Consider the following 25,666-nt stretch of genomic DNA (forward strand, 5'->3'; position numbering starts at 1 on the left):
ATCATGGAAAAACGTGAAGAACTCTACCGCGGCAAAGCCAAATCGGTTTACAAGACCGACGACGCTGACCGTCTGATCCTGCTGTTTCGCAACGACACCTCGGCGTTCGACGGCAAGCGCATCGAACAGCTCGACCGCAAGGGCATGGTGAACAACAAGTTCAACGCCTTCATCATGCAGAAACTCGAAGCCGCCGGCGTGCCGACCCAGTTCGACAAGCTGCTGGGCGACAACGAGTGCCTGGTGAAGAAGCTGGACATGATCCCGGTCGAGTGCGTCGTGCGTAACTACGCTGCCGGCAGCCTGGTCAAGCGTCTGGGCGTCGAAGAGGGCATGAAGCTCAACCCTTACACCTTCGAACTGTTCCTGAAGGACGACGCCAAGGGCGACCCGTTCATCAACGAATCCCACGTCGTGGCCTTCGGTTGGGGCACCGCCGATCAACTGGCGCGCATGAAAGAACTGTCGCTCAAGGTCAACGAGATCCTGAGCAAGCTGTTCGACGACGCCGGCCTGCTGCTGGTCGACTTCAAGCTTGAATTCGGCGTGTTCAGCGACGGCTCCATCGTCCTGGGCGACGAATTCAGCCCGGACGGCTGCCGCCTGTGGGACAAGGACACCAAGAAGAAGATGGACAAGGACCGCTTCCGCCAGGGCCTCGGTGACGTCATCGAAGCCTACGAAGAAGTGGCCAACCGTCTGGGTGTACCGCTTTAATCGACGCAAGCATCTGATAGCACGGAAAAAATTTCGCTTGGGGGGTTCGCTTCCGACGAAAGTGTTGTTATGATGCGCGCCGTTGGAGAGATGCCAGAGTGGCCGAATGGGACGGATTCGAAATCCGTTGTACCTTCGCGGGTACCTAGGGTTCGAATCCCTATCTCTCCGCCATTACATAGAAAAAGCCCCGTAGCTGAGAAGTTACGGGGCTTTTTTGTTGTTGGTGTCTTGGTTACTGGCACGCGTCTTCGGTACGGTGCGTTACTACTTTAGACATTCCAATGCCAAGCGCTTGAAGGACTTTCAGGAGGGTCGAAAGTTTCGGATCACCGCCGGCGGCGAATGATCGGTAAAGATTGGCTCTTGCAAGTCCTGTGCTTTTCGAAACATGTCCCAGCCCGCCTCTTGCCTCAGCCAAGCGACGGACAGCAAGCAGGAAAGCATCTTCTCCTCCCGCTTCATCAATTTCCTCAAGGGTGACTGACAGGTATTCGATGGCAAACCCTTCGTCGTCTCGAAGCATTTCCAGAACGCTATCTTCATGAGAGTGAGCGCGAAGGGTCATTTTTTCATCCTGAATAGCCGCCACCTTCAAACGCTCAGCCGTCGGTCTTCATCGGTGGCCATCGGGTCAGCACCTTGTGCACATCATTGATGACGGCCTTGCCCATGGCCGTCAGGTAATGCGCAGCCCAGGTGTGGCGGTCGCTGTCCTTGATGTAGGCCGCGTCGATTGCCAGCAGTTTGGCCAGGAAGAGCAGGTCTGAGGCTTGGTACAACGCGTCACCCACCGGGACGCCGCGGTTCACTCGGAAGAGTGCTTCATTGTTGGTGTAGCAGAAGGGTGTGAGGCCGATGGTGGTCAGTTCGGATGGCTCGCTCATTGGGCACCTCCTTGGATTGGGCATCCGTTGAGGTTGAGCATTGAGGTGTGTTCGGGGAAAAAGCTGGCCTTGCCGCAATTTATAGTTTTCATGTCTCGCTCCTTGACGTGAGGAACTGCCACATTCGTTCCAAGCGAAGGGGTGGCAGCTACGCGCAGGTTGGAAACCGGGAGTCAAGGAGTCCGGCACACCACTAGGGTGTCCCACACGCAGCCGCCATAACGCAGGTTCGTAGGCGTAAAAAGACGCCGACGCTTGCGAAGGAGCGCTGTTGCGTGACTCTCGGGTTTCCAAGCCCAGTCGCTGTATTTGCAGCGACGTCTGGAGCGTATCCCTTCAAAGAAAAAGCCAACAAGGCGGCAAAGTGCCCAAAAACACAGTTTGCGTACCGCCTTACGCAACGTCTGGAGTTTGCCTACAAAATTGACTGGAGTCACCCGCTAGTCGGGGGGCTGTGAAGCGCGGCATAGTGGCGATACAGCACTAGAAGACTGAATTTGAGGAGGATTGGGATGTCCGAACGCGCAAGTCGTAGTCACGAAGTCGAGGAGTTGCGTCAGGAAATCGCAGCGCTGGCAGCAGAGTTGCGTAGCCCGCCGCCAAGCCCCGTCCGAGCGGCCATGGTTCCATTCGCCCTCGGCGCGGCGTCAGCGCTAATCACCTTTATTGCCATCGGGTCGTTGGCGAAGCTGCTCTGATCGGCCGCCGAGCAAGCGCTGCAATCCAACGCAACAAATCCCACCCATCCGCGTCCAAACTCCAGCAGGCCATGCAATAAGCCAGGCAGGAGAACCCTTCCATGTGCGGACGCCTTACCCAGTATCACGGCATTCATGATTTTGTTGCCGCGCTGAGCATGCCCAACCCGTTGGTGAACAATGTCGGCGACCGGCCGCTCGATCACTACAACGCGGCACCAACTACGCAGCTGGCGCTTTTCCATCAGGAGAGCGGTTACCTGCACGCGGATAGGGTGCGCTGGGGGTGGCGGCCGCATTGGGCCAAGGATCGTGCTGCGCCAATCAATGCCCGGGTGGAGAAGGTGGCTCACGGTCCATTCTTTCGTGCGATATGGCCGCACCGCGCGATCATTGCGATCAACGGCTGGTTTGAATGGGTGGACGAGGGCGGCCCGAAGAAGCAGCCCTACCTGATTCGACGTAGAGACCGGGGGGCCATCCTTTGTGCTGCCATCGGCCAATATCCGAATGCCGAGCACGGACCCAGCGAGCACGACGGTTTTGTGATCATCACCGCCGACAGCGAAGGCGGGATGGTGGACGTTCATGATCGGCGGCCGGTGTCGCTGTCTGCGCAACTGGCCAGGGAATGGCTGGACTCCGCCACGCCCAAGGAGCGGGCTGAGCAGATGGCATTGCTGCAGGGTGAGCCGACTGAGGCCTTTGAGTGGTACCAGGTGGATCGCGCTGTCGGGAATGTGCGCAATCAGGGTTCGCATTTGATAAGGCCGGTGGAAGAAGGTCCCGTGAGCGGCCCCCTGTTTTAATTTTCTGTGAAGTCGTGCGAATCAGCAGTATTTCAGTGTAAGAAAAGGAAGCCTGTTCCCCTGCAATCCTTACACAATCAGGTAGCTGAAATGTCCGATGCCCCGATTCATTGGGCGCCACACAAATCACCGCGCTTTCAGCGAAATATCCCCTGACACTCAAACCCTCCACCACCCAACCACCTCATCTACTCTGGTTTCGCATCACAGGTCTCAACCATCGCAAGGAGCGAACCATGTATTTTGAGATTTACCGGCAAACCCGTGGCATTCCCCAGACTGGCAGGGGCCAGTGGCGGTGGCGCTTGAGGGCGGCTAATCATGAGACGATTGCCAGTGGCGAGTCGTACGTGAACAAGGCTGATTGCGTGCATGCCATCAACCTGATCAAGGGGACGCACGATCAGACGCCGTTGAAGGAAATCTAGGTGTCCATCGACGAAGCTGTTCAGCTCGAGCAGCTTCATTTCCTGCGGTGAAACTGCTTCAGTCGCATAGACGCCGCTTGTGCCCGCTACCTAAACTGTCGGTAGACAGGAGTTCGGGGGCAGTGGATGAATCGCAATGAATTACGCAAGGCCGACATCAACCTGATGGTGGTGTTCGAAACCTTGATGCTTGAACGCAACGTGACCCGCGTGGCGGAGAAGTTGTTTCTCGGGCAGCCGACCATCAGTTCGGCGCTCAACCGCTTGCGCGCGATGTTCAACGATCCGCTGTTCATCCGGGTCGGGCACCGCATGGAGCCTACGGCCAGGGCCGAGGAGTTGATTCAGTACCTGTCGCCGGCACTGGATTCCCTGTCGGTGGCCTTGAGTCTGACCCACGATTTCGACCCTGCCAGCAGCACCATGACCTTTCGCATCGGCCTGTCCGACGATGTCGAGTTCGGCCTGTTGCCGCCGCTGCTGCGCGCCCTGCGTCAGGAGGCGCCGAAGGTGGTGTTCGTGGTACAGCATGTCGATTACTGGCGGATTCCCGATTTGCTGGCGTCCGGTGACATCACGGTTGGCATCAGCCAGACCCGTGGCCTGCCGGCCAACGCCAAGCGCAAGCTGCTGCGGCATATCCAGCCCAGCATCCTGCGCGCCGATGCGTCCGACACGCCGTTGACCCTCGATGAATATTGTTCGCGCCCGCACGTGCTGGTTTCCCACACGGCCAACGTCAGTGGTTATGCCGATGAGTGGCTGGCAGAGATCGGGCGTACGCGCCAGGTGGTGCTGTCGGTGCCGCAATACAGCTCATTGCCGGCCCTGCTGGCCGGCACCGACCTGATTGCCAGCCTGCCGGATTACACGGCCACGGCGATGGCGGCTTCCGGTCAGTTGTTCGTCGAACCCTTTCCGTTCAAGACGCCGACCCTGGATTTGTCCATGGTCTGGCTGAGCCATGTCGATACCGATCCGGCCGAGCGCTGGTTGCGTTCGCGGCTGGAGGCGTTCATGAGTGAGCGCTTCGAGCCACCGATCCCTCAGTGAGCAGGGCAACTCTGTGTTATATGTACGACCTTTCCCAATAAGATCAGGAACCACGTCATGCCTCACCTGCACATGGAATACACCGCCAATCTTCCCGAGCTGAATGCCGATGTGGCGTTGCTGCGGTTCAACAATGCGCTGGTGGCTTCCGGTCAGTTCGCGGCCGAGTCCGATATCAAGAGCCGTGCGGTGAAGGTCGAGACGTTCAAGGTCGGCACCGCCTTGAACGAACGTGCGTTCGTGTACGTCAATCTGGCGCTGTTGAGTGGCCGCTCGCCACAGATCAAGAAGCAGTTGTCGGAAAGCCTGCTGGCCGTGGCCCAGGACCTGTGTCCGTGGCCGGCCGGTGTTGAAGTGCAGTTGGCGGTGGAGATCGTCGATATGGATCGCGAGTCCTACAGCAAGGTCCTGATCAACAACTGAGTTTCAGCGCAGGCCATGCTCGGCGCAGGCCTGCACGATCTGTTCGCGAAACCACGTATTGCTAGCGTTCTGCTCGGCATGCGGGCTCCACTGCATGTCGAGGGTGAAACCCGGCAGACCTTCGGGTGCCTCGCAGTGAGTGAAAGCGGCTTCGCTGGCGAGCAAGCGCTGGATTCGGCGGGGCATGGCAAGGATGTAGTCGGTGCCGACAATCAACTTCAGTGCCGCGCCGTAGCTGTTGGCACGTGCGACGACGTGTCGTGTCTGCGCCTGTTGTGCCAGCCAGCCGTCCACCATGTTGGTGCTGGATATCCACGGGGTCGGAAACACGTGCCGGCGCTGGGCGAAGGTTTGCAGGCTCAAGCGCGGTTCCAGGGGCGCCGCGTCTTTGTCGAAGACGCAGACCAGTTCGTCCTCCAGCAGTGTCCGGAAGTTGAAGTCGGCAGGCTGGCGATGGAAGTTCGGACCGAAGCCAATCACCAGATCGAGACTGCCGTCGCGCAACGCATCGGCGGGGATATCGGTTTCGAGTTTTTGCACGTTGATCACCACGGGCAATGCCGCCGCGTCAAAACGCTTCAACAGGCATGGCAGGATCAGTTGCTCGAAGTATTCCGGTGCGCAAACGTTGAAGGTCACCACCCCGGAGGCGGGGTCGAAGGCCGGAGCGGTGGCATGGCACAGGTTGATGCTTTCCAGGATCTTCAGCACGTGGGTGTACATGCTGCTGGCTTTGCCGGTGGGTCGCATACCGGCGCGGGTATTGATGAATAACTCGTCGGCAAAACCGGTGCGCAGTTTTTTCAGGCAATAACTCACGGTGGACTGGCTGACGCAGAGCGCCTCGGAGACATCGGTGACACTGTTGCGCTCGTACAGGGCGATAAACACCATGAGGTCCTGCATGTCGAGTTTTCGAAGCAAGTTACTGTTCAGCATCCATTCTTCTCGCTGTGATCCTTGCGCTGATTGCGCGCAAACTCGTGCGAAGGATCCTAGCGGAACGGTGGTGCCAAGAGAATGGCCTGTAGGTGGTTTCGCTGTCTTGCGTCGCCCAGGTCAGCGAATGTGGCGCGCGTAATGCCGTGGGTTGAAACGCAGGACCATCAGCAGCATCAACACCATGATGCCGGTGAGTGACCACCAGGCCCATTCGAAACTGCCCAACTGATCGCGGATCATGCCGGCGATCAGCGGTGACAGGCCGGCGATCAGGTAGCCTATGCCCTGGACGAAGGCGGTCAGCGCACCCGCCCGTTGTGGGTTGTCCAGGTGATCCAGCGAAACGATCAGGCTCATCGGGAACAGTCCGCCGATGCCCAGCCCCAGCAGGCATGGCCACAACAGGCTCAGGTGCTGCGGGCTGAGGATCAGGCCGAGGAAACCGGCGATGATCAACACCAGCAAGGCAACCAGTACCCCGCGTCGATCACGGCTGCGATTGGCGATCATGGGCGTCAGCAGGCCGGACACCACCTCCATGGCCGTCAGGAAACCGAGCAGCAATCCGCTGTTCTGTTCACTCCAGCCTTTTTCCACGTAGTACGGTGCCAGCCAGGCCAGCACACAGGTGTAGGACGCGGTCCCCAGGCCAAAGAAGATCGCCAGCAACCAGGCGCGGGAATTGGCCAGGAATGAGCTGTTTCGTTGAGCCTGAACGGGCAAGGTTGGCACCATCGAGCGCAGGCCCCACCAGCACAGCAACGCCGCCAGCGCCAATAGTGCCCAGATCGCCAGGCCCATGCGCCAGCTGTCGGTGTACGTCATCACCAGTGGGGCAAAGGATGCGGCAATCGCGGCGCCACCCATGATCGACGTGACGTACAGCCCCATGCACACGGCAACGTGTTCGCTGAACCGGGTTTTGATCAGCGCCGGCATCAACGCCTGGATCAGCGCAATGCCGACGCCCGCCAGCACCGCGCTGAGGATCAGTTCGAGCGCGGAGTCGAGGAACAGGCGTGATGCCGTCGCCAGGCCGATGATCAGCAGCGACACCACCACGGTGCGTTGTGCCCCCAGCCATTGGCTGATGCGCAGGCCAAAGAACATCGCCAGTCCCATGGCCATCAACGGCAGCATGGTCAGCAGCGAGGCCAGGCTGAAGCTCAGGTCGATGTCGCCGCGCATGGCCTTGAGCAGCGGACCCACGGCGGCCATGGAGGGGCGCAGGTTCAGCGCGACGAGCATGAGGGTGAACATCAGCAGAAGGGCGGGGCGGGAGGTGGCGCGGGTGGTTTCCATGGTCGGACCTTGATGGGCGAGGGGGCAATTACATGCGCCAGGGGCGGGGGCTCGCAAATCAGAAAGTCCGGGGTGGTATTTAGAAATTAAATACTGCCCCCCTGTGGGAGCGGGCTTGCTCGCGAAGGCGGTGTGTCAGCAACCATTGAATTGACTGACACACCGTATTCGCGAGCAAGCCCGCTCCCACAGGGGAGGCACGGTGTATCCGGAATGTTTAGCCAACCCCAAACCAAAGTTCTTCAAATCCCGATTTAACGGCTTATCCCGCCATGTGACGCTGCTGACCATCTGTTAACCGCGGTCTTCTCTATGGACGGTTGTCCGGTCGCACTCCCTTCCGAACTCGCCTTCTGGGCGTTGTGGCACTGTCGCCACGCGCGCCCGCCGGATTCTTTTCTTTCCCGTTGATGATTCCTACAGGTCCCGTGTGATGCACCGGGATCAAATCGGCAGCGCCTGCGCGTTTGCCTGACGCGCAAATAAGAGAATTCCCATGAGTTGTGCCACAACCGCTTTCGCCACCCCGCAAGAAGCCCTGACTTTTCTGCAACAGAACCCGGATATCGAGATGTTCGAGTTGTTCATCCTCGACAACAACGGCGTGCCCAGGGGCAAGCTGTTGCACCGTGATGAGCTGCTGGCGGTGTACGAAAGCGGGCGCCCCTTGCCCAGCACCATCCTCGGTCTGACCATCAATGGGGATGACGTTGAAAACTCCGGGCTGGTCTGGGATGTCGGTGACATCGACTGCCGTGCCTACCCGATCAGCGGCAGCCTGACGCGCATGCCGTGGCGCCTGATCCCGACCGCTGCCGTGCAGGTCAGCATGCACCCCAGGGAGGGCATGCCGGCGACCATTGCCGACCCTAGGCATTTGCTGGCGAAGGTGATCGAAGGATTACAGGCCGACGGTTATTACCCGGTGATGGCGGCGGAGCTGGAGTTCTACCTGCTGGACCAGCAGCGCGACAGCCACGGTCGGCCGCAACCGGCGCGGGACGTCGACGGTGGCCGACCGCGGGGCACTCAGGTCTACGGGTTGCGTGAGCTGGAGCAGATCGAACCGTTCCTCGCCGACCTCTACAACGCCTGCAAGCTGCAAGGCATTCCGGCGCGTACGGCCATTTCCGAATACGCGCCGGGGCAGGTCGAGATCACGCTGGAACATCGCAATGACGCATTGCAGGCGATGGACGAAGCCGTGCGCTACAAGCGCCTGGTCAAAGGTGTGGCCCACAAGCATGGGATGACCGCGTGCTTCATGGCCAAGCCGTTCGATGACCTGGCCGGCACCGGCATGCACATGCACGTCAGCCTGGCGGACCAGGAGGGCAATAACCTGTTTGCCAGTGAAGCTGCCGACGGAACGCCACTGCTGCGGCACGCGGTGGGTGGCATGTTGAGTTCCCTGCTCGACTCTCTGTTGTTGTTCTGTCCGAATGCCAACTCCTACCGCCGGTTCCAGACCAACAGTTACGCGCCGCTGGCGGCGACCTGGGGCGTCGATAACCGCACGGTGAGCTTGCGCGTTCCGGGTGGCCCGGCGTACTCGCGCCACATCGAACACCGCATCTGCGGCGCCGACGCCAACCCCTACCTGGCGGCCGCGGCGATCCTGGCCGGTATCCATCGTGGCATTCGCGAGCAACGGGACCCGGGCGCGCCGGTAGAAGGCAACGGTTACGCTCAGGCCACCAACCTGTTGCCCACCGATTGGCTGACCACCTTGCGCGCTCTTGAAGCGTCGAGCTGGGCGCGGGAAGCCTTCGGCAACGAATTCCTCGGGGTCTACCTGGCGGTCAAACGTGCCGAGTACCGGCAGTTCATGGGGGAAGTCGGAGAGCAGGATTGGCGCTGGTACCTGAATCAGGCCTGAACCATTCTCAAATACAACGCCTGTTTTACGTTAATGCTACAAGCCAACTAATCGTTGGCTTCTTTTTCACAAAAAATTGATGGTCGGCTGCCCAAAATTGATGCTGTTGCGATAAATGAAATTTTCACATTTATCGACAACGCCTCTTTCAAGGAATAGCCGATTATCATGTTGAAGTTCAAAGCCGTGCGCCCGGAATGGGTGACACTGATTGCCAGCGCCTTTTTATTAATAGGTTTTAATTCGGTGCTGTGGCAGCACCTGTTCGAAATCACGGCCTCCGATACCAGGGGCGTGCTCATGCGCGTGGCGTTTGGCTTGATGATTCTGGCGGCCTTCAACATTGTCCTGACTTTGCTGGCGTTCCGGCCGGTGATGAAACCGTTGCTAACGTTTCTTTTCATGGTCAGCGCCGGTGTTGCATATTTCATGAGTCAATATGGGGTATTGATTGATACCGGCATGTTGCGAAACTTCGCACAAACCAATGCGACGGAAGTACGCGATTTACTCTCATTTAAAATGTTCGCCTATATTGCATTGCTGGGTATTTTGCCTTCCTGGGTATTGTGGAAGACTCCCATCAATTACCGTCGCTGGCATCGGGAGTTATTGAGCAAGTTATTGGTCAGTGTTGCCTCCGTTGCGGTGATCGGTGGCGTTGCACTGGGTAACTATCAGGGACTTTCCTCGCTGTTTCGCAATCATCACGAGTTGCGGTTGATGGTGGTGCCCAGCAACTACGTGGGCGCTTCGCTCAGTTACTTGCGCGAGCAGGTCGTTTCGGCGCAGCAGCCATTTGTCCGCATCGGCGAAGACGCCGAGAAAAACCCGGCATGGCAGGCTCATCGCCGCAAATCACTGACCGTGCTGGTCGTGGGTGAAAGCGCCCGCGCCGAGAACTTCGGCGTGCTGGGGTACAACCGGGATACCACGCCTCAACTGGACAAGCAGGCGGGCCTGATCGCCTTTACGGACGTGCGCTCCTGCGGCACGGAAACCGCTGTTTCGGTACCGTGCATGTTCTCCAACATGGGCCGCAAGAACTACGACGCTGGCAAGGCCAAGAACGAAGAAGGCCTGCTGGATGTGCTCAAGCGCGCCGGGCTTGAGGTGATCTGGCGCGACAACCAGTCAGGCTGCAAAGGCACTTGCGATCGGGTCACGCTCGAAGATGTCAGCAACCTGAAAGACCCTGCCCTGTGCGCCAACAGCGAGTGCCGCGATGAAATTCTGTTGCAGGGTTTGCAGCACTTCATCGACACCCTGGATAAAGACACCGTACTGGTGTTGCACCAGATGGGCAGTCATGGGCCTGAGTATTTCAAGCGCTATCCGAAAGAGTACGAACGATTTACGCCGGTTTGCGAGAGCAATGCCCTCAACAATTGCAGTCGCGAAAGCATCGTCAATGGTTACGACAATACGCTGGTGTACACCGACCATGTGCTCTCGACGCTGATCGACGTATTGCGCAGTAATCAGGACAAAGTAGACACCGCAATGCTGTACATGTCCGACCACGGCGAATCCCTGGGCGAATACAACCTGTTCCTCCATGGCACGCCTTATATGTTGGCACCCGATCAGCAGAAGCACGTCGCCATGCTCGCCTGGTTCTCCGACAGCTATCAGAAGTCGTTCTCGGTCGACACACATTGCCTGCAACTGAGCCGCGACAAACCGTTGAGCCAGGACAACCTGTTCCACTCGATGCTCGGTCTGCTGGAGGTCAACAGCAAGGTCTACAACCAGGATCTGGATATGTTCGCCGGTTGTCGCGGTGCCGTGATCGACGGCGTGTTGGCCAAAGAGTAACGCTCACGACCTTTTTTTCACCTGGCGGACATTAACCTGCGGTCCGCCAGACTATTCCTACAAGAGCCCATGCACATGCCCGCGCAGCCCCCATCCGCCATCGAACTCGAGTTCGCCCGGCGTCACGACGAAGAACACGCCCGCGTCTGTTTGCAGCCGCGTCCCCGTGGCCTCGCCGGGCGCCTGGCGTTCTGGCGTGACGAGCAGTTGGTGCGCAATGCGCTCAAGGTGGCCGGCGAGCCGGGGCTTATTCTGGATGTTGCCTGTGGGGCAGGGCGTTTCTGGCCGGTGCTGGCCGAACACGCCAACCGGGTGATTCTGGCTTGCGATCCTTCTCGCCAGATGCTGGATCACGCGCCGACCCATCATCCGCAACAGCTGTTGAAACGGATCAAGACCTTCCAGAGTTCGGCGTTCAACATCGGTTTGTCGGCAAACGCGGTGGACTGCATTTTTTGCATGCAACTGTTTCAACACGTCACCCGGCCAGAGGATCGCCTGGCCATGCTGGCTGAGTTCCACCGGGTCAGCCGCGATACGGTGATCGTCGCGGTGCAAGTCGATGCTCACTTGAAGCGCAACCCCCCGGCTGACGCGGCAGCGGCGCTAAAGCCGGCCGACAGGGCGCAAGTCGAGCGCGAGTTCCGGCAGGCGGGTTTCAGCCTGCTCAGCCATCAGGACTACCTGCCGGGGGGCGTGCGTAAGCGCGTCTACGTTCTGAGTAAGACTCTGTAACCTCCCTCTATCAGACAATTCTTGCCTTCGGGCAGGTTTTTTCGCTAAAGCTCTTGTTTAGTGAATGCGCGGAATTCGCCGGCGGCGATATATACTGCGCGCCATTCTTCAAGGGAGAGCCGTGTGGCCATCGATATTCACTGGATTCGCGACAACGATAGCCTCGCCCGGTTTTGTGCCGAGTGGCAGCAGCTTCCCTACGTTGCCCTCGACACCGAATTCATGCGGGTCGACACCTTTTATCCGATCGCAGGCCTGCTGCAGGTCGGCGATGGCGTACGTGCCTACCTGATCGACCCGTTGACCATCGACAACTGGCAACCGTTGGCCGCGCTGCTGGAGAACCCGGCCGTGGTCAAGGTGCTCCATGCCTGCAGCGAAGACCTCGAAGTGCTGTTGCGCCTGACGGGCAGCCTGCCGGCGCCGCTGTTCGACACGCAGTTGGCCGCCGCCTATCTGAACCTCGGGTTCTCCATTGGCTACTCGCGGCTGGTGCAGGAGGTACTTGGCATCGAGTTGCCCAAGGGCGAGACCCGTTCCGACTGGCTGCAACGCCCCCTGTCAGAGACGCAGATCAGCTACGCCGCTGAAGACGCCCTGCACCTTGCAGAAGTCTTCGTACAGCTGCGTCCGAAGCTGTCTGACGACAAGTACGCCTGGGTGCTGGAAGACGGCGCCGAGCTGGTGGCCAACCTGCGCCGCGAAATCGACCCGTACGAGGTCTATCGCGATGCCAAACTGGCCTGGAAACTCTCCCGTGCCCAACTCGCCGTTTTGCGCGAGCTCTGTGCCTGGCGCGAACGCGAAGCCCGCGCCCGCGACCTGCCGCGCAATCGCATCATCCGTGAACATTCGCTGTGGCCGCTGGCGCGAACGCAACCGGACAGCCTTGCGGCGCTGGGTAAAATCGAAGACATGCACCCGCGCACCGTGCGCCAGGATGGCGAATTTCTGCTGGACCTGATCAAGCGTTCGGGCAGTGTGCCGCCCGATCAGTGGCCGCCTGCCGTTGCCGAGCCTTTACCGGTGGAGGCCGCCGCGCTGCTCAAGCAGTTGAAAGCCATCGGCCAGGCTGAGGCCGAGCGCCTGGCCATCGTGCCAGAGCTGATGCTGCGCAAGAAAACCCTGGAAGCGCTGCTCAAGAGCGGCTTCCCCAACGGTCCTTACCAATTGCCTGATTCGCTGCGTGGCTGGCGCCGCGAGTTGATGGGCCAGGCGCTGCTCGACAGCCTGGTCGCCGCCGGAGAACAGCCTTGAAACGTATTTGCTCCATCTACCGCAGTTCGAAGAAAAACGAGATGTACCTCTATGTGCTCAAGAGCGATGCGCTGGAGCGCGTGCCCGAGCCGCTGCTGGCTGCCTTCGGCAAGGCCATCCACGCGTTCGACCTGGTGCTGACCCCCGAGCGCAAGCTGTCACGCGAGGACATCACCGTGGTCCTGGAAAACCTCGAAAAGCAAGGCTATCACCTGCAGATGCCGCCGGCCGAGGAAGAGTACATCGAGCATTTGCCCGAAGAGTTGCTGCGACGCAACGACCCGGTGTAACCGGCAGACAGGCTCTGTTCAGAGTCGGCGTGAAATACTGGAATGATTTTGGCGATGGCCATGTCGAGGGGCGAGATTGCCTCGGTGGCCGTCTGCACTGCTTTTGAAAGGTTTGAACCATGCGCGTTCTGATTGCCGAACACGACCACGCTGTATATGCCCAATTGTTGCGCCAGGCCGCGCCTGATCTGGAAGTGCTGACCAGCGGCGACTCCGCTGAACTGGCCCGTCAAGCCGCCGATTGCCCGATCTGGCTGGGGCAGCCGGACCTGCTGGCCACGCTGTTGCGCCAGGGCCACAAGCCGCAATGGTTGCAGTCGACCTGGGCCGGCATCACGCCGCTGTTGGCCGATGGCCTGTCGCGGCACTATCGCCTGACCCGTGCGGTGGGGATTTTCGGCCAGGTCATGGCTGAATACGTACTGACCTACATGCTCGGCCACGAACGTGAAGTGTTGCCGCGCCTGGTCAGCCAGGTGGAGCGCAAGTGGGACAGTCGCCAGGGGCAGAGCCTGGCGGGGCGTAAGGTGCTGATCGTTGGCACCGGCGACATTGGTCAGACCGTCGCCGAGTTCCTGCTGCCCTTTGGGGTTGAGCTGTATGGCGTTGCCAGCGAGGCGCGCGAGCAAGCTCCGTTTATCGAAGTGGGGGCGCTGGGCGATTTGCCACGTCTGGTCGGTGAAGTCGATTACGTGATCAACCTGCTGCCGAATACGCCGACTACCCATGACCTGTACGACGCCGCCCTGTTCAAGCAATTCAAGTCGACGGGGCTTTTCATCAACGTCGGACGTGGTGTGGCGGTGGTCGATGCGGACCTGGTGGCGGCGTTGAAGGAAGGGCACCTGGCGGGCGCGGTGATCGACGTCTGCCGTCAAGAGCCGCTGCCACAGCGTCACCCGTTCTGGACCGCCTGGGGCCTACTGCTGACCGGCCACAGCTCGGCGCCGACGTCACCGACGATGATGGTCAAGCTGTTCATCGAAAATCTGCGGGCATACCACGCGGGCGAGGCGTTGCGTGGGGAAGTGGATTTCAATCGCGGATACTGACGCCCCCGCCCCCTGTAGGAGCGAGCTTGCTCGCGATGGTCGTCAACGATAACGCTGGATGTCTGACACCCAGCGGTGCTTCGGCCACCATCGCGAGCAAGCTCGCTCCTACAGGGGAGGGCGGTGTTTGATTAGAGGGTGAAATCACCCTCGGCCACCGTTTCGCTCAACGGCCGGCGCGGGCTCGGTACTTCACGGGCTTGCAGGTATTCGGCCAGGGTCGCCTTGTCGCCCAGTTTGCCCACCGCGACGGCGGCGTGCAGCGCATAGCCTTCGGGAATATTCAGCTCCTTGCGGGTCAGCTCCTGGTCGAACCCGGCCATGCCGTGGGTGTGCCAGCCGCTGATGCTGGCTTGCAGGGCCAGGTGACCCCAGGCGGAACCGGTGTCGAAGGTGTGCCACAGCGCCGGGGTTTCTTCGCTGGCGCCCGGTGCGACGAAGGTGGTCTTGGAGATCACGATTACCAGGGCCGAGGCGTGTTGCGCCCAGGCGCGGTTGAATTCGTTCAACAGGCCCAGGTAACGCTCCCAGTTCGGCGTATCGCGACGCGCGTAGAGAAAACGCCATGGCTGCGAGTTGTAGGCCGATGGCGCCCAGCGTGCGGCTTCGAAGAAGCTCAGCAGGGTTTCTTCCGGGATGGCTTCGCCGGTGAAGGCGCGGGGCGACCAGCGGTCGGTGAATTGCGGGTGGATGGCATATTCGGCAACGCGTGGATTGGCGCTCATGCAGAGATTCCTTGCGATCAGAGAGTCGAGGTAAACCGGCGGGCACAGTTGGCTGGGCGATGGGGTTTTTCGTGAGCCTGGCATTTGCCCTGGGTGCAACGCGGTCGAGCGTTAATGGCACGCAGTGGCGGGCTCCTTGCGACTGGCAAAGCTACTGGTCGACGCATTAACTGACAAGTCCTGTCGTACCGGCAGTCGCCAATGCTTGGCCCGCAGGGCGCCGGGCACTAGACTGGCGGCCTTTTCACCACCTGATGTTGATGCTCGAGCCATGGCCGCCAAAGTCGAACCGTTCTGGATACGCAAAACCCTCGATCAACTCGATCAGCAGGAATGGGAATCGCTGTGCGACGGTTGCGGGCTGTGCTGCCTGCAAAAGCTCGAGGACGAAGAGGACAACAGCGTTTACTACACGCTTATCGCCTGCAAGTTGCTGGACCTGAAAACCTGCCAGTGCAGCGATTACCCCAACCGCCGTGAGTCTGTGCCGGACTGCATTCAACTCACGCCGGGCAAGGCCGATGAATTCAAGTGGTTGCCACCGACCTGCGGCTATCGCCTGGTCAGCGAAGGCAAGGATCTGCCGCTGTGGCATCACCTGGTGTGCGGCGATCGCGACGCCGTGCACCACGAACGCATTTCCCAGTCGGGTCGCATGCTCGCCGAAGGCAGCGTGGCCGAAGAGGATTGGGAAGATCATCTGATTTTCCGCGCGGGTTAGTTTCAACAAGGAGTGTGTATGGCTGTGGGATTGCGCCTGGGCCTGGCCGTGGGGCTGCTGGCCCTGAGTTCGTCGGTGTGGGCGGCGAAGAAGGTCGACCTGGATTATCACGTACGCCTGCTGCCGCAGAGCGATCAGGCGGAAGTGCGCCTGACCCTGGCCCAGGGTTCGGCGGTGCGCAGCCTGGATTTCGACCTGGGCGATGGCAGCCACTACAGCGACTTCAAGGCCGACGGCCAATGGCAGCTCACCCCCGGCAAAGAGGCACGCGGTGTCTGGCGCCCGGCCGCCGATAAAGCCAGCCTGACTTACCGCGTGCGCATCAGCCACGGCCGCAAGAATGGCAGCTTCGATACGCGCATGACGCCCACCTGGGCGCTGATGCGCGGTGACGACCTGGTGCCTGCCGCCAAACTGGACCAGCAGGACGGTACCGAGCTGGTGTCGCGCCTGGAGTTCCAGTTACCCAGCAACTGGAAAAGCGTCGAAACCGCCTGGCCGCGCATCGGCAAGAACAAGTTCCGCATCGACAACCCCTCACGCCTGTTTGACCGGCCCACGGGCTGGATGCTCGCCGGTCACCTGGGCAGCCGCCGTACGCGCCTGGGAGAAACCGAAGTCACCGTCGCTTCGCCCCAGGGCCAGGGCATGCGGCGCATGGACGTGCTGACGCTGCTGACCTTCGTCTGGCCGCAGGTGCAGGCGGTGTTCCCGCGTCACCCGAGCAAACTGCTGATCGTCGGTGCCAACGACCCGATGTGGCGCGGCAGCCTGGCGGCCCGTGAGTCGATCTACCTCAATACGCGCCTGCCGCTGGTCAGCGAGAGCGGCAGCAGCGCGCTGGTGCGCGAGCTGGCCCAGGTGTTCGGACGGGTCAACGACACGCATCGCAGCGACTGGATCAGCGAAGGCCTGGCCGAGTATTACGCCATCGAACTGGTGCGACGCGCGGGCGGGATGAGTGACGAGCGTTACGAAACCCTGCATGCCCGGCTGGTCAAGGCCAGCCAGAAAGTCACCACGCTGCGCGACGCCCAGGCCAGCCCGGCCCAGGTGGCCAAGGCGGTGTTGCTGTTGCAGGAACTGGATCGCGAGATTCGTTTGAAGACCCGCAACAAACGTTCGCTGGATGACGTGATGCGGGGGGCGATGCGCCTGGAGAGTGTGGATACCCAGGTATTCGTGCAATTGGCTGAGAGCGTGATTGGCGAGTCGTCCAGGGTGCTCAATACCGAATTGCTTCAATAACCCGGCCCCCCGTCCCCTGTAGGAGCGAGCTTGCTCGCGATGGTGGCTCAGGCACCGCTGGCATTCAGACAGCCCGCGTCATCGTTGACGACCATCGCGAGCAAGCTCGCTCCTACAGGGACGTGGGAAGCGCTGGGTCAGACCCCAGCCTTCGGCGATTTCAACGAATCATTGCCCGTCACGGTCGCCGTGCTGGTGGCCGCTTCGGCATTGGCTTTCAACCGGCCCAGTTCTTCCCCGGCGCGTTCGATTTTCGCGCGCACGTTATTCAAGTCCTGACGGCTTTTCTCCAGCAGGCTCTTGGCCGAACTGTGCCCGGTGATGCCGCGGGCCAGGGCCACGCCGCCGATGGCCACCTGGATCAGGCCAAAGATGCCGCCGCGCCGCAGGCCCTTGCCGACCATCACTGCGCCGCCGGCCAGCGAACCGAAACGCTCCCAGCCGTGGACGTTGTGCTCCGAAGGGCTCTGGAACGGGGTGGAGTCGATGCGCTCTACGCGTTTGAGTGGGCTCATGATCTGTCTCCTGGCGAAAATGGCTGCTGCAGATAATCAAGCTGACTGCCGCAGCAGGCCGCTTGTTCCATCGGATGTGCGGCGGTTCAGCGGAATTTCGGCCCCGAGCGGGTGTTCAGCCCCTTGGCCATGCGGTCGTAGAGTACGACGTTGACCGTGGCGGCGAGGTTCATGCAACCGGTGGTGGGGATGTAGACGACGTCTTCGCACCAGTCGCGGATCTCTTTATCCAGCGAACCGTCTTCCGGGCCGAAGATGTACAACGCGCGGTCCGGATGCGTGTACTCCGGCAGCGGGCGGGCGCCCTCGACCAGCTCAACCGCGACCGGGACGCAGCCCAGGGGAAGGATCTTTTTCAGGTCGTCGATGCCGATCAGCGGAATGTCGTAGTGCACGCGCTTGGTGTCGGTGACGAAGTCGGCGGCGCGTTCATAACGCTTGCCGGTGTAGAACACGGACGCCACGCCATAGCAGCCGGCGGCGCGCATGACCGAGCCGACGTTTTCCGGTGATTTGGGGTTATACAAACCAATGCAGCTGTACCGTTTGTCTGCCACGAGCGGGGTGCCTTCGGGAAAAAACGGCGATTATACGGGGATTGGGGGAGGGGTGCGGGTTGAGATTTGTGTTGAGTTTGCTGGCCTCATCGCGAGCAGGCTCGCTCCCACACTGGACTTGTGAACAACAAATACCCTGTGGGAGCGAGCCTGCTCGCGATGCTCTTCAGTCTTCCTTCTTCATCAACCCCGCCAACGCCGCAAACGGGTTGTGGGTGGCCTTGGCAATCTTCGGTGTGCTCAGCGAGCCTTCGCCGAAATACTGCTGGTCGGTGTAGCGCGAGTGCTCGTTGTCGTGGCAATACAGGCACAACAGCTCCCAGTTCGAGCCGTCCTGCGGGTTGTTGTCGTGGTTATGGTCGCGGTGATGCACGGTCAGCTCGCTCAGGCGCTTGCCGGAAAACTCACGGGCGCAGCGGCCGCACACGTGCGGGTACATTTTCAGGGCCTTGTCGCGGTAACCCATTTCCTTGTCGCGCTGGTTGTCGGCGAGGATGCGGTCCAGTTTCGACGTGTTGGTGGGGGTGGACGAACTCATGGGTTCACCTTTGTAAAAGACAAATGACGGTTATGTGTGCAGTTTAGCTCAGCCCTTGAGCTTCTCGGCAATCCAGATGGTGTGGCGGGTGCCCTTGTTGCCGTGGGCGTAGACTTGCACTTCCTCGGCCTTGAAGCCGGCTTTCTTCAGCTTGTCGGAAAACAGCCGGTCGGCGCTGGCCGACCACACCGCCAGCACGCCTTTGGGCCGCAAGGCCTTGGCGCAGGCATTCAGGCCCGCAGCGCTGTAGAGCCAGCTGTTGGCGCGCTGGGTCAGGCCTTCGGGGCCGTTGTCGACGTCGAGCATGATCGCGTCGAACCCCTGTGGCTCGGCTTGCAGGACCTTGGCCACGTCTTCCTGGCGGATCACCGTGCGCGGGTCCTCGATCGGCTTGCCGGCCTTTTCACCCAGCGGCCCGCGGTTCCACTCGACCACGCCGGGCACCAGCTCGGCCACCACCACTTCAGCGCCCTTGCCCAGGTGCTTGAGCGCTGATGCCAGGGTGAACCCCATGCCCAGGCCGCCGATCAACACCCGCGAGTTCGGCCGGCCGGCGACTTTGCGGCAGGGGATTTCCGCCAGCGCGTCTTCGGAGCCGTGCATGCGGGTGTTCATCAACTGGCCGCCGTCGCCGCCCTGGATCTTGATGACAAAATCCTCGCCGTATTCGAACAGGCACAGGGCACCGCCGTTGCCAGGAATGGGAGCGGTGTCGAGCAGGACGAAACGTTTCATGGGGTTCTCTTGAAAAGATTGGGCATCGGGGAAGGCAAACGGGCGCCGTTGGGAGTAGCCTGCAAGCAGACAACAAGGTCAACGGAGCCCTTGATGAAGCGCACCATTCTAACGGTCATTGCCCTGGCCGCGCTCTCGATAACTGCAGTGTCGGCCCAGGAACTGCAAAGCCTTCCGACCAGCCCGACGCCGCTGCCCGGTTCGCCCGGCACGGCGACGCCGACACCGTACCCACAGATCACCCCCAACAGCATTCCCAAGGTCGGCCCCGGCAGTGGAGGGCCACCCTTGTTGCCGCCGATCGAGAAGCCTGTGCCGCCAACGAGGGATCAGCCGGTACCGGGTATCGAACCCAACGTTCCGAAGGTCAAGTCGCCGGGTGGTTAGACCTGTTGCGCGAGCAATTGGCCATCGGCCATGCGCAGGCGCTTGGACAGGGACACGGCCAGGGCGCGGATGATCTTGGCGGCGATTTTGGGCGCGTCGTTGAGCATTTTTTCCAGCGAATCCTTGCCCAGGTTCAGCAATTGGCAGTGGCTGGCAGCCACGCAACTGGCCGAGCGGCGCTCGCCATCGAGCACGGCCATTTCACCGAAGGCCCGGCCACTGCGCAGGGTGGTCATGGTCACCCGTTGCCCGTCGCTGTTGGTTTTCTGCACCGCGACCTGGCCGGTGTGGATGATGCACATGAAACTGCCGGCATCGCCTTCGTGGAAAATCACTTCGCCCTCGGCCACCGTGCTGATGCTGAAATAGCCGGAAGCCGCCGCGAAATCGGCCGGCAGCAGTTGCGCGAACAGGCCACAGTCCATCAGCCAGTCGCGGATTTCATTGTTCAACAGGGTCGGTTCTGACATGTGCTCACGGTCTTTTTATTGTTGCTGATATCAATTTTTCACACCCCCCTGTAGGAGCGGACTTGTCCCGCGCGGCGTTCCGACGATGGCGGTGTGTCAGATAAATGTTTGTGTCTGACACACCGCCATCGCGGGCAAGCCCGCTCCTACAGGGGACGGGCATTGCTCGCAGTTAAGACCTGCCCATCAGGCCAAGTTCCTCACTCAATCCCCAAAACCTCGAAAACAAACGCGTATTCGAGCGCTACGTCACGCAATCCCTGGTAGCGGCCGCTCATCCCGCCGTGGCCGGCGCCCAGTTCGGTTTTGAGCAGCAGCGGGTTGTCGTCGGTTTTACTGGCGCGCAATTTTGCCACCCACTTGGCCGCTTCCCAATACTGGACGCGGCTGTCGTTGTAGCCGGCGATCACCAGGGTTGCCGGATACGCCTGTGCGGTGACGTTTTCGTACGGTGCGTAGGCCTTGATCCGATCATAAACGTCCGGCTCTTCGGGATTGCCCCACTCGTCGTATTCCGTGACGGTCAGTGGCAGGTCCGGGTCGAGCATGGTGTTCAGTACGTCGACGAACGGCACTTCGGCAATCGCCACGCCGAACAACTCCGGGCGCATGTTGAGCACCGCGCCGATCAGCAGGCCGCCGGCACTGCCGCCACTGATCGCCAGCTGCGGCGATGTGGTGAAACCGTTGGCGATCAGGTGCTCGGCGCAGGCGATGAAGTCGCTGAAGGTGTTGTGCTTGTGTTCCTGCTTGCCGGCGCGGTACCAGGCTTCACCCAGTTCGCCGCCGCCACGCACGTGGGCAATGGCGAACGCCACGCCGCGATCAAGCAGGCTCAGGCGCGCGTGGGAGAACCACGGGTCGAGGCTCTGGCCGTATGCGCCGTAGCCGTACAGGTAAAGCGGCGTCGGTTTGCCCAGGGCTTCGCGCTTGACCACCAGGCTGATCGGCACCTGGGTGCCGTCCGGCGCGGTCGCCCACAGACGCTGGCTGACGTAGGCATCGGCGTCGAACGGGCCGAGCACCGGGGTTTGTTTCAGGACGGTCTGGTCGCCATTGACCAGCTCCAGTTGGCGAATCTGCGCCGGGCGGTTCAGCGCCTCGTAGCGCAGACGGATGCGCTCGCTTTCAAATTCCAGGCTGTTCTGCACGTGCAGGCTGTAGGCCGCGTCCGGCAATTGCACGCGATAACTCGGCAAATCCTGTGGGTGCACTTCGATGATCGGCAGGCCGCCTTCGCGCAGGCTCAGGGTCATGGCCCCGGCATTGAGGCTCATGCCCTCGATCATGGTGCTGTCGCTGTGGGCAATCAGCTCGCGCCAACTGGCTTCGGTGGGCGCCACGCCGGTATCGACGGCGGTGTACAGGGCGAAGTTGATGCCGTCGCGGTTGCTGCGGATGAACCAGGTCCATTGGCCGTCGAGCGCGCCGTGGTCGACGTCGTATTCATGATCCTCGACCCTGGGTGCGATGCAGGTAAAGGCCTGCTGCGGCTGCGAGGCGTCGAGCACCCAGATTTCGCTGGTGGTCTTGCTGCCCAGGGCCAGCAGCAGTTGCTGCTCGGAGCTGGAACGGTAGCAGTGCATGAAGAAGCGGCCGTCGGGCTCATGGAACACTTCTTCGGCCGCTGTGCCGTCCAGCCGGTAGCGGAACAGCTTGTGCGGGCGATGGGTGTCGTCCAGTTCGCCGAAAAACAGGGTCAGGCTGTCGTTGGCCCAGGTCATGCTGCCGTCGCAGTCCTGGAACTCCAGTTCGCTGACACGACCGTCGGACAATTCCTTGACGAACAGGGTGTAGATCTCATCGCCCGTGGAGTCGATGCTGTAGGCCAGGCGCTGGTGGTCCGGGCTGATGCTGAAGGCGCCGAGGGAAAAGAACCCGCCGTTGGCCAGTTCGTTCGGGTCCAGCAGCAGTTGTTCGCGGCTTTCGTCCAGTTGCAGGCTGTCGTCGTCCGGGCGCGGGCAGCGATAGTGCCGGGCGTACTCGTCGCCGGCGGTGGTGCGCGTGTAATACAGGTACGGGCCCCAGGGGGACGGCAGCGACAGATCGGTTTCGAGGATCCGGCCCTTGATCTCTTCGAACAGCGTCTCGCGCAGCCCGGCCTGGTTGGCGGTTTGCGCTTCCTGATAGCTGTTTTCGGCTTTCAGGTAGTCGAGTACCGCGTCGGTGTCGCGTTCCTGCAGCCAGGCATACGGGTCAACGCCTGGGGCCTTGTGGGCAATGGGGGCGGATGGGGACATGTGTGGCTCTCGAAAATAAGGTTAATGCCCCCCTTGTAGGAGCGAGCTTGCTCGCGATGCGGTGTGTCAGCAGTAAAGATGCGGACCGGTGTACCGCTATCGCGAGCAAGCTCGCTCCTACAGGGGCGTGCGGCCTGATGGTATTGGGACAAGCCTGGCGTGCGAAAAGTCGTTACTATAAGCGCCTATTTGCTTGCCTTGCCATGGACACCATGACCGAGAACGACTATCTGATCGCTTGGGGCCTTTACGCCTTCGCCGCCTTGGGCTGCCTGTTGGTGTGGATGCGCATCACCCGCTGGATGTGGCGCTGGTTGCGCGAGCCGCTGCGCGTGCTGGGCGCGGTGCTGCTGTTCAGCCCGACGATCATTGACCCGGTGAAGGAAAAAGTCGCCCCGGCCATCGCCATTACCGCCCTGGACCTCGCGTTCAAGGTCGGCAACAACGCCTGGCGGGCGATCTCCGACCTGTTCATGTACGGCATGATTGCCTTTGGTATCTATCTGGTGTTCGTGGCGATCCGTTTCCCTATCGAGCGCGCTTCCCGGGCTCGCAAGGAGCGGGCCGAGGCCGCCAAGGCCGCGGCGCGCGCCGACGAACCGGACGATGACCAACCCTTCGGCGGTGCCGGCGATGACCGTTATGGCCGCCCACCCGTGCCGAGCAACCCGCAGCGCATGCGGGTCGAGCCGCGTTTGTAAACTGCCAGCGCCTTACAGAGAGTCCGAGCATGTGTGAGTTATTGGGCATGAGCGCCAATGTCCCGACCGACATCGTGTTCAGTTTTACCGGGCTGATGCAGCGCGGCGGGCGCACCGGCCCGCACCGTGATGGCTGGGGCATCGCGTTCTACGAAGGGCGTGGCCTGCGTCTGTTCCAGGACCCGGCGGCGAGCAGCGAGTCGGAAGTGGCCAACCTGGTGCAGCGTTATCCGATCAAGAGCGAAGTGGTGATCGGGCACATCCGCCAGGCCAACGTCGGCAAGGTCTGCCTGTCCAATACCCACCCGTTCGTGCGCGAACTGTGGGGGCGCAACTGGTGTTTTGCGCACAATGGCCAGTTGGCCGACTTTCAACCGATCACCAGCTTCTACCGCCCGGTCGGCGATACCGACAGCGAGGCGGCGTTCTGCGATTTGCTCAATCGAGTGCGCGCCGCCTTCCCGGAACCGGTGGAGATCGAAGCACTGCTGCCGGACCTGGTGGCCGCCTGTGCCGAATACCGCAGCAAGGGCGTGTTCAACTGCCTGCTCAGCGATGGCGACTGGCTGTTCTGCTACTGCTCGACCAAACTGGCGCAGATCACCCGTCGCGCACCGTTCGGCCCGGCGCGCCTGAAGGACGTCGATGTGATCGTCGACTTCCAGGCCGAGACCACGCCCAACGATGTGGTCACGGTGATTGCCACCGAACCCCTGACTGAAAACGAAACCTGGACCCGCTACGAGCCGGGCCAATGGAGCCTGTGGCGACGTGGTGAATGCGTCAGCCAGGGCAAGACCGAATAAAGGACGCTCTCATGTTGCTCAGTTATCTACGGCTGGTGTTGTTCGCGGCGGGCCTGTTGATCGGTGTCCAGGTGCCGGGGTTCATCAATGACTACGCCAAGCGAATCGAGGCCCACCTGATCGAGGCGCAGGCCAGCCTGAGCGGGTTCCAGAACACCGCCAATCAGTTTTTCAAGGGTGACATGCAGGCGCTGGTCGCCCATTACCGCGCCAGCGAAGACCCGATCTTTCGCAGCGACGCCGACAGCCTGAGCAACCTGCTGACCCGGCAAGTGGCCCTGGATAAACAGTTCCAGGCCATGCAGGGCCCTTGGTACATCCGCTTCCTGCAAGTGGTGCTGGCCGCCGACCCGGACATTCGCAAGGAAACCTGGAACGGCTACAGCTACCAGATTCTGCTGACCCCGGAGGCGATGATCTGGGGAATGAGCGGCGCCTTGCTGCTGTCGTTCGGCATCGAGTGCCTGTTCCGCCTGATCGACTGGGTCGTGCTGGGCGGCCGCCGCATGCGCCAGAGCCGGCCGATCGAAGACCGGGATGTGCGTGGGTTGCAGTGATGCTCAGCAATTGAAGTAAAACTGTGGGAGCGAGCCTGCTCGCGATAGCGGTATATCCGTAATCAAGATGGTAACGGATACTGCGCAATCGCGAGCAGGCTCGCTCCCACAGGAGATTTAACTCAGCGTGCCAGCACGATGTAGTTTTCCCCCACCCGACTCGCGTAGTCCGCCAGCACCTGCTGACACAACGCCACAATTTCCTCGACCCATTCCACCCCGGTCCGCCACGACACCACGACCTGCAAATCCGGTGGGCGCTGGTCGATGGCCAGCAGGGTCAAGTCCCCGCGCGCCAGTTCTTCGGCCACCAGCACCGGTGGCAACGCCCCGATGCCGAAACCGTCACGCAACAAGCGGGTAATCGCCGACACCGAGTTCACGCAGTTCAGCTTCGGTGCGATCACGCCATTGGCCTGCATCAGCGCGAGCACTTCCTGATGCGGGTGAGAGTTTTTCGAGTAGGTGATGATGCGTTCGTTGCCCAGGTCGGCGACACCTGAGTATTCGCGGTTGTACAGGGAGTTGCTGGCGGCGATCCAGCCCATCGGGTGGCTGGCCAGTTCCAGGCTGCGCACGCTTTCCTGGCGTAACAGATCGGTTTGCAAAGCCACATCGAGAAAGCCTTTTTGCAGCTGATCGCAGAGATTCAGCGAGGTATCGGCCACCAGTTCGATGTCCACCAGCGGATAGCGCTCGGTCATTTGCGCCACCAACGGGCTCAGCCAGGTGTGAATCACCGTGTCCATGACGCCGATGCGCACCCGGCCGACCTTGCTGGAGCGGGTCTCGATCGACTGCTTCAGCGCCTGCATGGTGTCCATCATCTGCTCGGCATGTTCGAGCACTTTCAAGCCTTCGGGCGTCAGGCTCACGCCCCGCGAATCACGCAGGAACAGCTTCACCCCCAGCTCGCTTTCGAGCACGGCGATGCGGCTGGAAATCGACGCCTGGGTGGTGAACAGCTTGTCTGCGGTCAGGCGAAAGCTCTTGAGTCGGGCGACCCAGACGAAGGTCTCGAGAAACTTGAGGTTCATGGGGCTCGCTCGGGGGGATAAATTTTTCTTATGTCTGGAGCGGGATTTTACTCGTTGGACGCAAAAGGTCTGCGCGTCCAACAATCGGCCCATCCGGTTCCCACGATAGGCGTCGTCGGGGCTCAGAACAATACCAATA

30 protein-coding genes and 1 tRNA gene are annotated in these 25,666 nt (G+C 61.0%); 19 read left to right on the plus strand and 12 right to left on the minus strand.

Annotated elements, in window-relative coordinates; all coding sequences use genetic code 11:
• Positions 1–3: 3 nt before the first annotated feature.
• Both purC and ABVN20_RS20580 read left to right on the plus strand, forming a co-directional pair.
• Positions 4–717, plus strand: coding sequence for a phosphoribosylaminoimidazolesuccinocarboxamide synthase (purC, locus tag ABVN20_RS20575; RefSeq protein WP_368557526.1), 714 nt, complete (start codon positions 4–6; stop codon positions 715–717).
• Positions 718–801: 84 nt separating this feature from the next.
• Positions 802–891, plus strand: a tRNA-Ser gene (locus ABVN20_RS20580).
• Positions 892–952: 61 nt separating this feature from the next.
• Here the strand turns inward: ABVN20_RS20580 and ABVN20_RS20585 are convergent.
• Both ABVN20_RS20585 and ABVN20_RS20590 read right to left on the minus strand, forming a co-directional pair.
• Positions 953–1,285, minus strand: coding sequence for a DNA-binding protein (locus ABVN20_RS20585; RefSeq protein ID WP_368557527.1), 333 nt, complete (start codon positions 1,283–1,285; stop codon positions 953–955).
• Positions 1,286–1,319: 34 nt separating this feature from the next.
• The gene (locus ABVN20_RS20590; RefSeq protein WP_368557528.1) at positions 1,320–1,604 is read right to left on the minus strand and encodes a DUF3077 domain-containing protein; all 285 of its coding nucleotides are present in this window, start codon (positions 1,602–1,604) and stop codon (positions 1,320–1,322) included.
• Between the two features lie 512 nt (positions 1,605–2,116).
• On the opposite strand from ABVN20_RS20590, the gene ABVN20_RS20595 reads away from it, so the two are divergent.
• The 5 genes from ABVN20_RS20595 (at position 2,117) to ABVN20_RS20615 (ending at position 5,015) form a co-directional block, all read left to right on the plus strand.
• Positions 2,117–2,302, plus strand: coding sequence for a hypothetical protein (locus ABVN20_RS20595; RefSeq protein WP_368557529.1), 186 nt, complete (start codon positions 2,117–2,119; stop codon positions 2,300–2,302).
• 101 nt (positions 2,303–2,403) lie between these two features.
• Positions 2,404–3,111, plus strand: a complete 708-nt coding sequence (locus tag ABVN20_RS20600; RefSeq protein ID WP_368557530.1) for an SOS response-associated peptidase family protein — start codon at positions 2,404–2,406, stop codon at positions 3,109–3,111.
• 236 nt (positions 3,112–3,347) lie between these two features.
• Positions 3,348–3,539, plus strand: coding sequence for a YegP family protein (locus ABVN20_RS20605; RefSeq protein ID WP_368557531.1), 192 nt, complete (start codon positions 3,348–3,350; stop codon positions 3,537–3,539).
• A gap of 126 nt (positions 3,540–3,665) precedes the next feature.
• Positions 3,666–4,592: a LysR family transcriptional regulator gene (locus ABVN20_RS20610; RefSeq protein WP_368557532.1), complete on the plus strand. Its 927-nt coding sequence runs from the start codon at positions 3,666–3,668 to the stop codon at positions 4,590–4,592.
• A 57-nt stretch (positions 4,593–4,649) separates the two neighbouring features.
• On the plus strand, positions 4,650–5,015 hold the full coding sequence (locus ABVN20_RS20615) for a 5-carboxymethyl-2-hydroxymuconate Delta-isomerase (protein ID WP_368557533.1): 366 nt from the start codon (positions 4,650–4,652) through the stop codon (positions 5,013–5,015).
• Between the two features lie 3 nt (positions 5,016–5,018).
• On the opposite strand, the gene ABVN20_RS20620 is transcribed toward ABVN20_RS20615, so the two are convergent.
• Entirely contained in the window at positions 5,019–5,954 is a 936-nt protein-coding gene (locus ABVN20_RS20620) for a LysR family transcriptional regulator (RefSeq protein WP_368557534.1), read from the minus strand.
• Positions 5,955–6,074: 120 nt separating this feature from the next.
• On the minus strand, positions 6,075–7,259 hold the full coding sequence (locus ABVN20_RS20625) for a cyanate transporter (protein WP_368557535.1): 1,185 nt from the start codon (positions 7,257–7,259) through the stop codon (positions 6,075–6,077).
• A 496-nt stretch (positions 7,260–7,755) separates the two neighbouring features.
• On the opposite strand from ABVN20_RS20625, the gene ABVN20_RS20630 reads away from it, so the two are divergent.
• From ABVN20_RS20630 to ABVN20_RS20655, 6 genes are all read left to right on the plus strand, one after another.
• Positions 7,756–9,138, plus strand: coding sequence for a glutamine synthetase family protein (locus tag ABVN20_RS20630; RefSeq protein ID WP_368557536.1), 1,383 nt, complete (start codon positions 7,756–7,758; stop codon positions 9,136–9,138).
• Positions 9,139–9,306: 168 nt separating this feature from the next.
• A complete protein-coding gene (locus tag ABVN20_RS20635; RefSeq protein ID WP_368557537.1) occupies positions 9,307–10,956 on the plus strand; it encodes a phosphoethanolamine transferase in 1,650 nt (549 codons plus the stop codon).
• Positions 10,957–11,031: 75 nt separating this feature from the next.
• On the plus strand, positions 11,032–11,691 hold the full coding sequence (locus ABVN20_RS20640) for a class I SAM-dependent methyltransferase (protein ID WP_368557538.1): 660 nt from the start codon (positions 11,032–11,034) through the stop codon (positions 11,689–11,691).
• 123 nt (positions 11,692–11,814) lie between these two features.
• Positions 11,815–12,948 (plus strand): ribonuclease D, encoded by a 1,134-nt coding sequence (gene rnd / locus ABVN20_RS20645; RefSeq protein ID WP_368557539.1) that lies wholly within the window; start codon positions 11,815–11,817, stop codon positions 12,946–12,948.
• Positions 12,945–13,238, plus strand: coding sequence for a YcgL domain-containing protein (locus tag ABVN20_RS20650; protein ID WP_368557540.1), 294 nt, complete (start codon positions 12,945–12,947; stop codon positions 13,236–13,238). The genes rnd and ABVN20_RS20650 overlap by 4 nt, the downstream gene beginning before the upstream one ends.
• Before the next feature lie 119 nt (positions 13,239–13,357).
• Positions 13,358–14,290 (plus strand): D-2-hydroxyacid dehydrogenase, encoded by a 933-nt coding sequence (locus tag ABVN20_RS20655; RefSeq protein WP_368557541.1) that lies wholly within the window; start codon positions 13,358–13,360, stop codon positions 14,288–14,290.
• 131 nt (positions 14,291–14,421) lie between these two features.
• Here the strand turns inward: ABVN20_RS20655 and ABVN20_RS20660 are convergent, their stop codons facing one another.
• A complete protein-coding gene (locus ABVN20_RS20660; protein ID WP_368557542.1) occupies positions 14,422–15,015 on the minus strand; it encodes a nitroreductase family protein in 594 nt (197 codons plus the stop codon).
• Between the two features lie 271 nt (positions 15,016–15,286).
• On the opposite strand from ABVN20_RS20660, the gene ABVN20_RS20665 reads away from it, so the two are divergent.
• Positions 15,287–15,736, plus strand: a complete 450-nt coding sequence (locus ABVN20_RS20665) for a YcgN family cysteine cluster protein (protein WP_368557543.1) — start codon at positions 15,287–15,289, stop codon at positions 15,734–15,736.
• Between the two features lie 18 nt (positions 15,737–15,754).
• Entirely contained in the window at positions 15,755–16,984 is a 1,230-nt protein-coding gene (locus tag ABVN20_RS20670) for a hypothetical protein (RefSeq protein WP_368557544.1), read from the plus strand.
• Positions 16,985–17,121: 137 nt separating this feature from the next.
• Here the strand turns inward: ABVN20_RS20670 and ABVN20_RS20675 are convergent, their stop codons facing one another.
• From ABVN20_RS20675 to ABVN20_RS20690, 4 genes are all read right to left on the minus strand, one after another.
• The gene (locus ABVN20_RS20675; protein ID WP_368557545.1) at positions 17,122–17,499 is read right to left on the minus strand and encodes a DUF2892 domain-containing protein; all 378 of its coding nucleotides are present in this window, start codon (positions 17,497–17,499) and stop codon (positions 17,122–17,124) included.
• Between the two features lie 86 nt (positions 17,500–17,585).
• Complete coding sequence (locus ABVN20_RS20680) at positions 17,586–18,056, minus strand: RNA methyltransferase (protein ID WP_093225527.1); 471 nt, start codon at positions 18,054–18,056, stop codon at positions 17,586–17,588.
• Between the two features lie 166 nt (positions 18,057–18,222).
• Complete coding sequence (locus ABVN20_RS20685) at positions 18,223–18,594, minus strand: YajD family HNH nuclease (protein ID WP_007944009.1); 372 nt, start codon at positions 18,592–18,594, stop codon at positions 18,223–18,225.
• A 48-nt stretch (positions 18,595–18,642) separates the two neighbouring features.
• Positions 18,643–19,329, minus strand: coding sequence for a spermidine synthase (locus ABVN20_RS20690; protein ID WP_368557546.1), 687 nt, complete (start codon positions 19,327–19,329; stop codon positions 18,643–18,645).
• 93 nt (positions 19,330–19,422) lie between these two features.
• Here ABVN20_RS20690 and ABVN20_RS20695 point away from each other — a divergent pair, with 93 nt between their 5' ends.
• A complete protein-coding gene (locus tag ABVN20_RS20695; protein WP_368557547.1) occupies positions 19,423–19,716 on the plus strand; it encodes a hypothetical protein in 294 nt (97 codons plus the stop codon).
• Here ABVN20_RS20695 and ABVN20_RS20700 read toward each other — a convergent pair.
• Both ABVN20_RS20700 and ABVN20_RS20705 read right to left on the minus strand, forming a co-directional pair.
• On the minus strand, positions 19,713–20,186 hold the full coding sequence (locus ABVN20_RS20700) for a cyclic nucleotide-binding domain-containing protein (RefSeq protein ID WP_368557548.1): 474 nt from the start codon (positions 20,184–20,186) through the stop codon (positions 19,713–19,715). The genes ABVN20_RS20695 and ABVN20_RS20700 overlap by 4 nt on opposite strands.
• Before the next feature lie 200 nt (positions 20,187–20,386).
• Complete coding sequence (locus ABVN20_RS20705; protein WP_368557549.1) at positions 20,387–22,426, minus strand: S9 family peptidase; 2,040 nt, start codon at positions 22,424–22,426, stop codon at positions 20,387–20,389.
• A gap of 203 nt (positions 22,427–22,629) precedes the next feature.
• On the opposite strand from ABVN20_RS20705, the gene ABVN20_RS20710 reads away from it, so the two are divergent.
• Genes ABVN20_RS20710 through ABVN20_RS20720 form a run of 3 tightly spaced genes read left to right on the plus strand, consistent with a single transcriptional unit; the run spans position 22,630 to position 24,490 of the window.
• A complete protein-coding gene (locus ABVN20_RS20710) occupies positions 22,630–23,127 on the plus strand; it encodes an MFS transporter (protein ID WP_368557550.1) in 498 nt (165 codons plus the stop codon).
• Between the two features lie 29 nt (positions 23,128–23,156).
• The gene (locus ABVN20_RS20715; RefSeq protein ID WP_214381327.1) at positions 23,157–23,933 is read left to right on the plus strand and encodes a class II glutamine amidotransferase; all 777 of its coding nucleotides are present in this window, start codon (positions 23,157–23,159) and stop codon (positions 23,931–23,933) included.
• 11 nt (positions 23,934–23,944) lie between these two features.
• A complete protein-coding gene (locus ABVN20_RS20720) occupies positions 23,945–24,490 on the plus strand; it encodes a DUF2937 family protein (RefSeq protein ID WP_368557551.1) in 546 nt (181 codons plus the stop codon).
• A gap of 122 nt (positions 24,491–24,612) precedes the next feature.
• Here ABVN20_RS20720 and ABVN20_RS20725 read toward each other — a convergent pair whose 3' ends face one another.
• Positions 24,613–25,527: a LysR family transcriptional regulator gene (locus ABVN20_RS20725; protein WP_368557552.1), complete on the minus strand. Its 915-nt coding sequence runs from the start codon at positions 25,525–25,527 to the stop codon at positions 24,613–24,615.
• Positions 25,528–25,666 lie beyond the last annotated feature (139 nt).

The organism is Pseudomonas sp. MYb118, from assembly GCF_040947875.1.
In the GTDB taxonomy this organism is placed as follows: domain Bacteria; phylum Pseudomonadota; class Gammaproteobacteria; order Pseudomonadales; family Pseudomonadaceae; genus Aquipseudomonas.

What these genes read in the sequence shown, in the direction of transcription:
- purC (WP_368557526.1), top strand. Translation starts at nt 4, where the DNA reads ATGGAAAAACGTGAAGAACTCTACCGCGGCAAAGCCAAATCGGTTTAC.
- ABVN20_RS20585 (WP_368557527.1), bottom strand. Translation starts at nt 1,285, where the DNA reads ATGACCCTTCGCGCTCACTCTCATGAAGATAGCGTTCTGGAAATGCTT.
- ABVN20_RS20590 (WP_368557528.1), bottom strand. Translation starts at nt 1,604, where the DNA reads ATGAGCGAGCCATCCGAACTGACCACCATCGGCCTCACACCCTTCTGC.
- ABVN20_RS20595 (WP_368557529.1), top strand. Translation starts at nt 2,117, where the DNA reads ATGTCCGAACGCGCAAGTCGTAGTCACGAAGTCGAGGAGTTGCGTCAG.
- ABVN20_RS20600 (WP_368557530.1), top strand. Translation starts at nt 2,404, where the DNA reads ATGTGCGGACGCCTTACCCAGTATCACGGCATTCATGATTTTGTTGCC.
- ABVN20_RS20605 (WP_368557531.1), top strand. Translation starts at nt 3,348, where the DNA reads ATGTATTTTGAGATTTACCGGCAAACCCGTGGCATTCCCCAGACTGGC.
- ABVN20_RS20610 (WP_368557532.1), top strand. Translation starts at nt 3,666, where the DNA reads ATGAATCGCAATGAATTACGCAAGGCCGACATCAACCTGATGGTGGTG.
- ABVN20_RS20615 (WP_368557533.1), top strand. Translation starts at nt 4,650, where the DNA reads ATGCCTCACCTGCACATGGAATACACCGCCAATCTTCCCGAGCTGAAT.
- ABVN20_RS20620 (WP_368557534.1), bottom strand. Translation starts at nt 5,954, where the DNA reads ATGCTGAACAGTAACTTGCTTCGAAAACTCGACATGCAGGACCTCATG.
- ABVN20_RS20625 (WP_368557535.1), bottom strand. Translation starts at nt 7,259, where the DNA reads ATGGAAACCACCCGCGCCACCTCCCGCCCCGCCCTTCTGCTGATGTTC.
- ABVN20_RS20630 (WP_368557536.1), top strand. Translation starts at nt 7,756, where the DNA reads ATGAGTTGTGCCACAACCGCTTTCGCCACCCCGCAAGAAGCCCTGACT.
- ABVN20_RS20635 (WP_368557537.1), top strand. Translation starts at nt 9,307, where the DNA reads ATGTTGAAGTTCAAAGCCGTGCGCCCGGAATGGGTGACACTGATTGCC.
- ABVN20_RS20640 (WP_368557538.1), top strand. Translation starts at nt 11,032, where the DNA reads ATGCCCGCGCAGCCCCCATCCGCCATCGAACTCGAGTTCGCCCGGCGT.
- ABVN20_RS20655 (WP_368557541.1), top strand. Translation starts at nt 13,358, where the DNA reads ATGCGCGTTCTGATTGCCGAACACGACCACGCTGTATATGCCCAATTG.
- ABVN20_RS20660 (WP_368557542.1), bottom strand. Translation starts at nt 15,015, where the DNA reads ATGAGCGCCAATCCACGCGTTGCCGAATATGCCATCCACCCGCAATTC.
- ABVN20_RS20665 (WP_368557543.1), top strand. Translation starts at nt 15,287, where the DNA reads ATGGCCGCCAAAGTCGAACCGTTCTGGATACGCAAAACCCTCGATCAA.
- ABVN20_RS20670 (WP_368557544.1), top strand. Translation starts at nt 15,755, where the DNA reads ATGGCTGTGGGATTGCGCCTGGGCCTGGCCGTGGGGCTGCTGGCCCTG.
- ABVN20_RS20675 (WP_368557545.1), bottom strand. Translation starts at nt 17,499, where the DNA reads ATGAGCCCACTCAAACGCGTAGAGCGCATCGACTCCACCCCGTTCCAG.
- ABVN20_RS20685 (WP_007944009.1), bottom strand. Translation starts at nt 18,594, where the DNA reads ATGAGTTCGTCCACCCCCACCAACACGTCGAAACTGGACCGCATCCTC.
- ABVN20_RS20690 (WP_368557546.1), bottom strand. Translation starts at nt 19,329, where the DNA reads ATGAAACGTTTCGTCCTGCTCGACACCGCTCCCATTCCTGGCAACGGC.
- ABVN20_RS20695 (WP_368557547.1), top strand. Translation starts at nt 19,423, where the DNA reads ATGAAGCGCACCATTCTAACGGTCATTGCCCTGGCCGCGCTCTCGATA.
- ABVN20_RS20700 (WP_368557548.1), bottom strand. Translation starts at nt 20,186, where the DNA reads ATGTCAGAACCGACCCTGTTGAACAATGAAATCCGCGACTGGCTGATG.
- ABVN20_RS20705 (WP_368557549.1), bottom strand. Translation starts at nt 22,426, where the DNA reads ATGTCCCCATCCGCCCCCATTGCCCACAAGGCCCCAGGCGTTGACCCG.
- ABVN20_RS20710 (WP_368557550.1), top strand. Translation starts at nt 22,630, where the DNA reads ATGGACACCATGACCGAGAACGACTATCTGATCGCTTGGGGCCTTTAC.
- ABVN20_RS20715 (WP_214381327.1), top strand. Translation starts at nt 23,157, where the DNA reads ATGTGTGAGTTATTGGGCATGAGCGCCAATGTCCCGACCGACATCGTG.
- ABVN20_RS20720 (WP_368557551.1), top strand. Translation starts at nt 23,945, where the DNA reads ATGTTGCTCAGTTATCTACGGCTGGTGTTGTTCGCGGCGGGCCTGTTG.
- ABVN20_RS20725 (WP_368557552.1), bottom strand. Translation starts at nt 25,527, where the DNA reads ATGAACCTCAAGTTTCTCGAGACCTTCGTCTGGGTCGCCCGACTCAAG.